Source organism: Halalkalibacterium halodurans, assembly GCF_005671335.1.
Taxonomy (GTDB): domain Bacteria; phylum Bacillota; class Bacilli; order Bacillales; family Bacillaceae_D; genus Halalkalibacterium; species Halalkalibacterium halodurans.
In genome coordinates, this window is record NZ_CP040441.1 from 2183451 (window position 1) to 2192852 (window position 9402).

Annotated in this window: 7 protein-coding genes; all 7 read left to right on the plus strand. The window is 40.0% G+C overall.

Annotation, left to right across the window (positions count from 1 at the left end):
• Positions 1-13: 13 nt before the first annotated feature.
• The 7 genes from FED51_RS10595 to thiO all read left to right on the plus strand — a co-directional run bounded on the left by FED51_RS10595 (position 14) and on the right by thiO (position 9398).
• Positions 14-133: a pearlin biosynthesis carrier peptide BhaA gene (locus FED51_RS10595; protein ID WP_010898193.1), complete on the plus strand. Its 120-nt coding sequence runs from the start codon at positions 14-16 to the stop codon at positions 131-133.
• Between the two features lie 81 nt (positions 134-214).
• Positions 215-1513: a TldD/PmbA family protein gene (locus tag FED51_RS10600; protein WP_010898194.1), complete on the plus strand. Its 1299-nt coding sequence runs from the start codon at positions 215-217 to the stop codon at positions 1511-1513.
• 125 nt (positions 1514-1638) lie between these two features.
• The gene (locus tag FED51_RS10605; RefSeq protein ID WP_161598561.1) at positions 1639-2769 is read left to right on the plus strand and encodes a TldD/PmbA family protein; all 1131 of its coding nucleotides are present in this window, start codon (positions 1639-1641) and stop codon (positions 2767-2769) included.
• A 12-nt stretch (positions 2770-2781) separates the two neighbouring features.
• Positions 2782-4509, plus strand: coding sequence for a tetratricopeptide repeat protein (locus FED51_RS10610; RefSeq protein ID WP_010898196.1), 1728 nt, complete (start codon positions 2782-2784; stop codon positions 4507-4509).
• 24 nt (positions 4510-4533) lie between these two features.
• Positions 4534-5781: an MFS transporter gene (locus FED51_RS10615; RefSeq protein WP_233443917.1), complete on the plus strand. Its 1248-nt coding sequence runs from the start codon at positions 4534-4536 to the stop codon at positions 5779-5781.
• Between the two features lie 11 nt (positions 5782-5792).
• Positions 5793-8249: a lantibiotic dehydratase family protein gene (locus tag FED51_RS10620; protein ID WP_138090511.1), complete on the plus strand. Its 2457-nt coding sequence runs from the start codon at positions 5793-5795 to the stop codon at positions 8247-8249.
• A gap of 18 nt (positions 8250-8267) precedes the next feature.
• On the plus strand, positions 8268-9398 hold the full coding sequence (thiO, locus tag FED51_RS10625; RefSeq protein ID WP_138090513.1) for a glycine oxidase ThiO: 1131 nt from the start codon (positions 8268-8270) through the stop codon (positions 9396-9398).
• Positions 9399-9402: the final 4 nt, after the last annotated feature.

The window sequence follows — 9402 nt, forward strand, 5'->3', positions numbered from 1 at the left end:
GGAGGTGATAGACATGGCCGACAAGGTTACACCTGAAGAAGAGTTAGATCTAGAATTAGAAATTGAAGACCTTGATGACATCGACTTTGATCTAGAGGAAATTGAAGATAAAGTCGCTCCTCTGGCTCTTTAATTCGGGAAACCTTCTGTATAGGAATCTGCTAAGTGTGAGCAGATTCCTATACACAATAAGCGTTTATAAGGGGAACTTGAAATGCAAAACTTGCATATTTTTGGAGAACAAAAAAAAACAGACTGGGTGATTTTCGAGAATCTCGAGAAAGTAGAGTCTAAAACATTAACTGAAGAAGGAAGCGCGATTCGCTTGAATAGCGGAAAATACCGAAAGCTTAAAGCAATATCTTCCGTTGATCCAGATGTTCTGTATTCGACATGCAAACAATTTTTACCCTTGAATGAATTAGAAGTTTTAAATAAATGGGAACCCAGCTGGGGAAAAGTAAGGGAAGATATTTTAAATTCGAAAGTGGAATTATGGAATCAATGCATGCATGAATCAGCCTGCCAATATGCTCCTGAAGTGGTCTCAACGAAAGCTTATTGGAAATCGGTCCAACAGCATATTTGGTTTTGTACCTCTAGTTCAGAGTTGAAAGAGGATATTAGAACTTGCTTTATGCTAGATTTTTATATCACAGTCCAAAAAGAGGGACGTACGAAGCAATCAAACTTGACTCGTAGCTGGTTATCTCCAATAAATGTTCAGGAAGAGGATTTGCAAGAATTAGTCTTATATACAGCTAACGCTGCAATGGAAAAGTTAGATGCTAGGCCTTTCCCTTCAGGATCTTATGCTTTAATTTTAGGCCCGCTCGCGGCACCTGGTATATTTCACGAAGTTGTAGGTCACGGATTAGAAGCCGATATTGCTTCCATCCCTCAGTCTGCTTTTCATCAACGATTAGGTGCTATGGTTGGATGTGAAAAGGTTACGATTATCGATGATCCGACAAAAGAAGGGCTTCCTGGAAGTTATTCGCTTGATGATGAGGGAACGATCGCACAACAAACAACATTAATAGAAAAGGGAAGGGTAGTCAATTATTTAAGCCATTTACACACAGGCCACCCTACTAACGGGCATGGACGTGTAATAAATTATCAACATTTACCGCTTGTTCGCATGTCTAATACGTTTTTATTACCAGGAACAGACGATCCAGAAGAAATGGTTAGCGATACAGAGGTGGGTCTATACGTCAAAAAAGCGATAAATGGAGATGTTAATATGATTACTGGCGAATTTGAGATTCATGTCGCAGAAGGATACCTGATTGAAAAGGGACAAATAACCTCTCCAATCCTGCCAACAACGTTAAAGGGTGATGGGCAAAAATTACTTCAATCAATTGATAGAGTGGGTAATGATTTTGCGATTCATTCCGAAGTGCGTGGAGGTTGTGGAAAATTAGGTCAATCTCCCCTACCTGTATCAGCAGGATCACCGACCGTTAGAGTATTAGACTGGTACGTGAAGGGAGCAGACCGATGAGAACGTACGCAGAGTATTTTGGAGAAGAGGCAACAAACTACTCTTGGGTACTAACAGAGTTGGAGCATTTGTACTCCGAACAAAAAGTTACCGGAGCTACCGTACGAAAGTGGACGGAAGACCGAATGACTACTATTAGCCGACAATTACCTGATATGGCTAGTGTGAAAGAACAGCCTTGGCATGAATGGAACAGTGAACATAAGGTTAAGTCTCAGTTCCCCAAACGACTGGACCCTATCGATATAACCTTCCCCGATTTAGAATTATATCATCCGGTGGAAAGTTATACTGAAATAGAACAATTTTTACATAGTGGGAGGGCCATTCTTGGTTCAATCCCTGAACTGACATCAGCTCCAACCCTTCATTTTGAATCGCAAGAGAAGAATGTTTTTTATCAGGACACGGAAGGAAGAGAGCTCGAAAAGAAACATTGTCGTCACACGTTATCTGTTCTAGTTCATCGCAAAACAGAGCGCGCAAATGTTAAAATTTCTTGCCGCAACCTTTCGAAAATCAATTGGCATCATCTTTATGACTCCTTACAACGTGAGCTATATATCGAAAATTCCAATAATAACAAAAATGCTGTCACAAGTTCAATTATCTTATCTGAGAATGGAACGAAAGAATTTATTAAAGCATTGGGCAATCTTTTTATAGCAGATACGATTGATCGCAGTGTTCCTGCGCTTTGGAAAATGAAAGGAAAAAGAATAGCAAGTACGGTGTTTACATTAAAGGATCAAGCCCATCTTCCTCAGTCAATCGCGAGCTCTCCCTTTGACGATGAAGGTGTTCTAAGTCAAGATATTACGATTCTAGCAAAAGGAACATTTCAACATGCACTTCATTCCATAACTTCTGCATCCAAGCATCATCAGATATCGAATGGTCGAGCCTATCGAAAAAGCTTTGACCTTGCACCGAAAATCCAATATACAAACTTGCTAGTGGAACCGGGTACAAGGTCTACAGAAAATCTACTGAAGGAAATGAAAACAGGTTTCCTAATCAATCGTAGCTTTGATGGACAAATTATAGCCGGACGTCTCATGTTCAAAGCAGATGGATGGAAGATACATGAAGGCCAGCGAGTTGAACGAATCTCTCGTGTAAGAATAGAGGCTCCATTATTTCAAATGTTACGTTCGATTGTAGCTGTTGCAAAAGATGGCTATGGAGATCTTTCAACATTCCACAACATCCTTTCACCCTCGATATGGATAAAGTCTTTGTTGGTAATTTATTAAAAGAGGTGGACTATGAAAATAATCAATGAGTCTGCACAAAGTAGCTTAAAGGAATGGATGGACCGATCCCCGTCTAGTCAGTGGCTCTCTGCTTCTCCGAGCTTTACTGGAAAAGAACATACCGACCCATTCTCTCTTCCAAAGAGAAGCGGGATTTACATTCAACTACTAGACGATACGTACAGTCCAGGTATGCTTATGCAAGAAGTATGGAGAAAAATTGTGATTCCATACAAAGAACAAGCGATCGATCATTTGCAACATAACATTTTAGAACAAGCGATGCTTGATAATAGAGAATGCTGGCTAACACCTTTACCAGCCCATCCTAAAGATCGTCAATTTTCAACGAATATGGAAAAGATATTAAGGATTTCAAATGATATGGTGACCTATTTGCTTGAACTTCGTCAATCAAATGAAATGTTGGATGTCCCTTGGATCTTTAAAGTAAACATCTCTTTGTTAGATAAGGTAAGCACCATTTTTCTGCAACGACTAATACTACGCTCAAAAGAAATGCCGATTGCATTTGATACTTATTATTTCTGGAAAAATCAACAAAAAGAAATGCCTGGAGATGTTAATCAATTAATATACCGTAGAGTCAAGGATTTCTATAACTCTATTGGAACATTTCGATTGGAGCCAACTCACCTAAGGCAGCCGATAGACATTAATCGTTCTTCTCTTCCATTAGAAAGAGCTCTTATTTGGTGCGAAGGTTATGCTGCTCTAAGTCACGGCAGTGATTTGAAGTTCAATGCAAATAATGATGACGAGGAAGCAGAAGCTTTAATGATTATGATGAGAGCCTATTTGTTTGAACGGCAGCTCTCTTCTGCAGCACGAATATTACAAAAAATCGTGCAACAATCAAAATGTTCAAAAGTCATTAGAGCAAGAGCTTGCATCTTCTATGCATTGCTTCTAGCCAATCACATTAAACAACCGGAGGCAGCTTTACCCATCGTCACCCAAGGGAAAGCTTTATTAAAAAACGAAACTGGGGAAGCTGCCAATCGAGAAATGGGTTGGTTAAACAATGTAGAAGCTTTGATTTTCTATCGATTAAAACGCCTTTCGGCAGCAGCAAAAGCTCTCCAACAAGTTAAAACTTACATCACGCTCGTAGAAGAAGAAGATGCTGCCTTATTATCCGCAGCTTTCACTCAGAACTCCAGTTACCTTTATGAAGCAATCGGAAAGATAGAGAAAGCTATCCAGACGCAACAAATATTCCTTAAAAGAGGGGACAATCTCAACGATGAGTTGTTAATGAGCCACTGGTTTCGAATCGGGTTTTTAAAAGGAGAGATAGGGGAGTACGAAGAAGCTGTAAATTGGTTGTTGAAGGCTTATCAAACATGTTCTGACATGGGTGATTGGTACATGCAAGAGTGGATTGCTAGGAGCGCAGCTTATATTTGGTTAAAGGCAAATCAACCAAATCAAGCAGTAAAGTGGCTTGAAAGAAGTGCCGAAGGGTGCAAGAAAGTGCATATGATAACGGAGTGGGTAGATGTTACCGTTACTCGCATCGCCGTATGCCAATTAATAGGAGTCCAAAAGCAACCATTTATCAGACAACTAAATCGTTTAAAAAACTCGCATCAAACAGAAGTTGAGGATGGGTTGAAAAGACTCGAGCGGTTTAAAAGAGAAGAAATACAACTGCATCATTTACTTCCAAAACCTAATTCTCGATTTTACTACCCTTTTCATAAGCTTTGGTTTTAGAGGAGGAGAAACCGGTTGGCACAAATGACGCCGTTGCACAAAAATAAAAGTTTCATTTTTTGGGTGTTAGCACAAATTGTTTCACCAATTGCAGAGAGCTTTGCTGCACTATTAATCACTTGGACTGTATGGCAACAATCCTCCTCAACTGGAATTTTGGCGTTAACACTATTACTTGCTGCGATTCCCCAAATCATTTTTGGAGTAGTCGCTGGAGTGGCTACGGATTGGTTTAACCGTAAGCATATCGTTATGCTTTGCAATGTCATTAGAGCAGTCATTATGATCCTGTTAGGAATGCTCGCTTTTTCCCAACTTTTAAATGAGTTGGTTTTCATGTTAGCTTCTTTTTCTTTAGGTTTTTTACGACTTTTCGCAATGACTGCTTACAAAGCTGCTATGCCTGGAATTGTCCACAGCGACCAATTGATGAAAGCAAACGCGATCACCAATAGTTGTCGGATGGCTTTCTGGTTAATAGGTCCAGTTTTCGCTGGGTTTTGCCTAACATTATTAAACACAGGTCAAATCATGATTATGAACGCGATTTTGTTTATTGTCTCCGTCTTTTTACTCATTCCAGTTCATATCAAACAGGCAAAAGTCGAACAACATCAGAAACACATGTTTAAAGATATCGCTGTTGGTCTAAGACTGGTAACTCAGGACCGGCTCATTTACTCAGTATTAATGACATTTGCAGCCTTCACTTGTTTTGGACGTGGGATAGCCCATTTAGGTAATTTAATGGTTTCAAATGAAATCGGCCTAGACTCATCCGGCTTTGGCATTCTTTCTAGTGCAGATGGCTTTGGTTATCTTATCGCTGGATTACTTTTAGCTCGATTAAGCATCAAAAATTCGTTTCGTACGATGATGCTCGCTTGGCTTCTTGGAGGTATCGTCTTTCTATTTATGCCATTTAGTTCTGCATTATGGCTTCCATTTATTCTTTTGTTCATAGTAGGTATGAGCCAACCATTCGTTGATGTCCCGCTCGTGACTATGATTCAAAAACGAGTTGCAGATCAGCACCTTGGAAAAGTTTTCGGATTTCACACGGTTACCATTTGGATAGGTGAGTTTTTAGCCTATGCCACGTTCGGCTATTTGTTTGGAGCCTATACCCCTACGATGATTTATGCGTTATCTGGAGTCATAGTAGCAACATTAGCCATTACAATGTTGATCTTGGGTCGAATAAAAAGATTCAACGAGCTTGAGACAAACGAAGAAAAACAGGTAGATGAACGGCAACAACTATCAACATAGGAGGTGTCTAAATGACGACCAAATTCATAAACGAAAAGCTTAATGATCCATTAGACCAAGGGGAATGGCGCTTCTTTCCTCATATGATTTTGAGAAGTGCCGGATTTCCATTAAAGTGGCTTACCCAGTTCACTTTTACCGATACGATGAACCTGGTAGAAGAAAAAAAGAGGCTCGATGAAAAGTGGAATGAGACTATAAGTGAGTGCAACAACGAACTAGAAAAGATGCTCGACTTAACAACTAAACAAAAAAAGAAATTAATCAGTCAGTTACGCCGTTATAAAATACCGACAGCTAAAGGGAGTACTGAATTATTAGCCAACTTAGGGGCTGGATTTCAGATCAAGTTGGAAGATATGATAGAAAAAATGAATTACCTAGAGGCGCAAATTTCAAAAACCTTTCAAACTGAGCTTGATCGTCAACGACATCATTTAAAGCAGGTATATTTAGAGAACGAAAGCCTTCAAGAAGCGGTCTTTCTATCATCCCCAGATGCTTATCATAACGGACTTAAACATTTTCTTTCCAAAGAACTTGAACAATCCCGTCCACGTGGACAGCGACAAAAAGAGCAACTGGCGGCCATCTATTTGCAAAGATTCACCTCGAAAAATGAAACCGCAAGTTATTATGGACCTACAAATTACGGGACATTTACATCACAACCGGGATTATTAGAATTACACGTTAACGGGCCAATCAAACGTCAATTGTTTATGTCATATTGGGCTGTTCAAAGCTTAGCGAACTACATGGCAGAAGACGACTCCATCCTGCCCTATCTCAAGCCAAAACTTTCGCCATTTATTAAAAGAGAAAACTCCAACCTTAGACAGTCATCCAATGGAAAATTAATCCAATTACCTGAGATCTATCATAAAATGATTCGGTATAGTGACGGTAATCATAATATCCATCAAATAGCCGCCATGCTCGACCTATCGACAGCCGAGTGTATCGCTCGTATTCAAAAATTAAAAGAAAAACGTATAATCCTTTTAGAAATTGACTTTCCGACGTCTGTCTTTGATCCATTTGAAAAACTGAAGGAAAAGATACAACAACTTCCAAATGATTGCTCTTCAAAATCAAAATGGTTACATGTAATCAACGAGTGGTCGAGTCATTTAATCACATGGAAGGAAAGCGAATCATTCCAACAACGTCGCCATATCTTAACCTTACTTGAAAACTCTTTTGAACAAAATGTTGGACTATCTTCCCGAAAAGACAGGGGTAAGCACTATACGGATCGATTAATTGTGTTTGAAGAAGCCCGAGGTGATGTAGAAACATGCCGAATTGGATTGAACATGCAAAAACAATGGAAAGAGCAACTTGAACCAATTTTTAAACTCATCTCTTGCCGTGCAGCAGTAGAACATCGAGCATTAACTGAATTTGCTTATAAAGAATATCAATCGTTTAATAGTGATGTAAATTTCCTAACATTTGCCTTGCATATGCAAGGATGTAAGACTGAGGCCCTTCAGTATGCAAAAGAAAAGCTCAAGGAATTTGACAATAGGTTGTCAGAATGGACAGCATTACACCCATTTGAGAAAGGAAGTATCGTGATTGGAAAAGAGGATGTGGATGCCTTTTGCTTAAACTTCCCTCAACCAGATGTGGCACTCTTTAGTCCAGATATTATGATTGCAGCAGATGATGTAGATGCAATTAATCAAGGAAAGTACAAACTTATACTTGGGGAGGTCCATAGCGGAATTCAAGTTTGGAGTGTACTCAACTCTGTATATCCGGATCAGCTTCGATTGAATGAGGAAATCTATCATCATCTTGGCCCTACTTTACAATCATTCTGGCTAGAGCATGTTGGACCGAGGGCACCAGGGAAAACGTTTAGACCTGAGTTAAGCCAAGGAACAACCGTGGAAAATCTAGGTCGCTCGATGAAATCACGTGAATATGTCCGATCGATTGCAGAATTAGGCTTAATTTATGAGAATGAACGTTTTTATGTAACTGAGGGTGAAAAGCCGAAACTAATGGATTTAGAGACAGACGTAGAACCGCTAAATCAAATCTTTAGTTTGCCTAGTGTTAAGTCTTTCTCCATCCAGATCGGGGAGCATACACCTCGAATTGAAATCAACGGCGTTGTTTTTCAAAGAGAGCGGTGGACATTCGCTTGTGAGGAGCTACTGGTAAGGGTTAATGGTTATACGGATTGGCTCCTGTTAGATTGGGCCACCGATTTAAGAAAAAACTACAACATGCCGCGATATGTATATGCTAGAGGAAACAACGAGCCGAAGCCCATTTTTGTCGATTTTCATAACTTTTTTACCCTTGAGGTTCTTTATCAACTATTAAAAAGAAATGAACATGTGAGTATTACTGAAATGGTCCCAGCACAAGACTCTCTCTGGTTCACTCGTGGAGAGAACAAGCACACAGCAGAATTTCGCTTCAGCGTTATTCATGAGAATTTAACGTAACAGGACGGGGAGGATTATATGAAAGAGAGATTTGACCTATGCATAATAGGTGGCGGGGTCATAGGTTTATCGATTGCAATCCATACCGCTAAAAAAGGAGCGAACGTACTAGTAGTTGAAAAAGACAGACTTGGCCAAGAGGCTTCCGGAGGTCGAGCAGGCTTATTAACAACAGTCGCTGAAGGAGTAGACAGACATGACCCCTATTCTATTTTTTCACGAGAATCCTTACAATACTTGCTCCAATGGATTCCAGAACTAGAGGAGAAAACACAAATTTCTAGCGGTTTAGTCAAACAAAACTTACTACGTTTAGCGCTTCATGAACAAGAAGCCGCATTACTTGAAGACCATTGGTTGATGCAAACTGAAACCAACTCTCAAATCAAAAGGTTGTCCGCTGAAGAAGCCCGCACCCTAGAGCCTTTACTTTCTAACGATTTAAGAATGGCTATTTGCAGTCCAGATGAGTATCATCTGGAACCCTCATTATATTTAAATGCCTTGGCCAGAATGGCACGACAATTAGGAGTGACAATCCGTGAACAAACAGAGGTTATTCAGTTCATCCATCAAAACAATCGTATGTACGGAGTAGTAACAAATACAGGAACACAAATAGTAGCAGAAACAACAATATTAGCTGCCGGAGCATGGTCTCATCTCTTGTCTAGGTTGGCAAAAGTGAAGGTTCCTGTCTACCCATTAAAAGGACAACTTATCGTTTTGAAGCAAGGGGATACTGACTTAAATGTCATGATTAATACATCTAAAGGTTATATTTTATCCAAGCCAAATGGCACCGTGGTACTTGGTGCAACAAGTGAAAAAGAAAAGTTTAATAAATTTATCACAGCTAAAGGCATACAGGAACTATTACCACTATTTGATTATGTACCAGAACTTAAAAATTGGGAAATACAACATTTATGGGCCGGTCTCCGCCCTGCGACACCCGATGGTCAGCCTATTATTGGCTATGTACCAGAATGGGAGGGTTGGTATTTAGCAACCGGTCACAGTCGTCACGGTGTTTTATTAAGCGGCTGGACCGGTCACTTAGTGGCTGAAGAGCTTGAAGGCAAGGACCAATCCCACAAACTAGGATCATTTGGCTTACATCGCTTTGCGATGGTTGAAAGGAGGTAGGCGA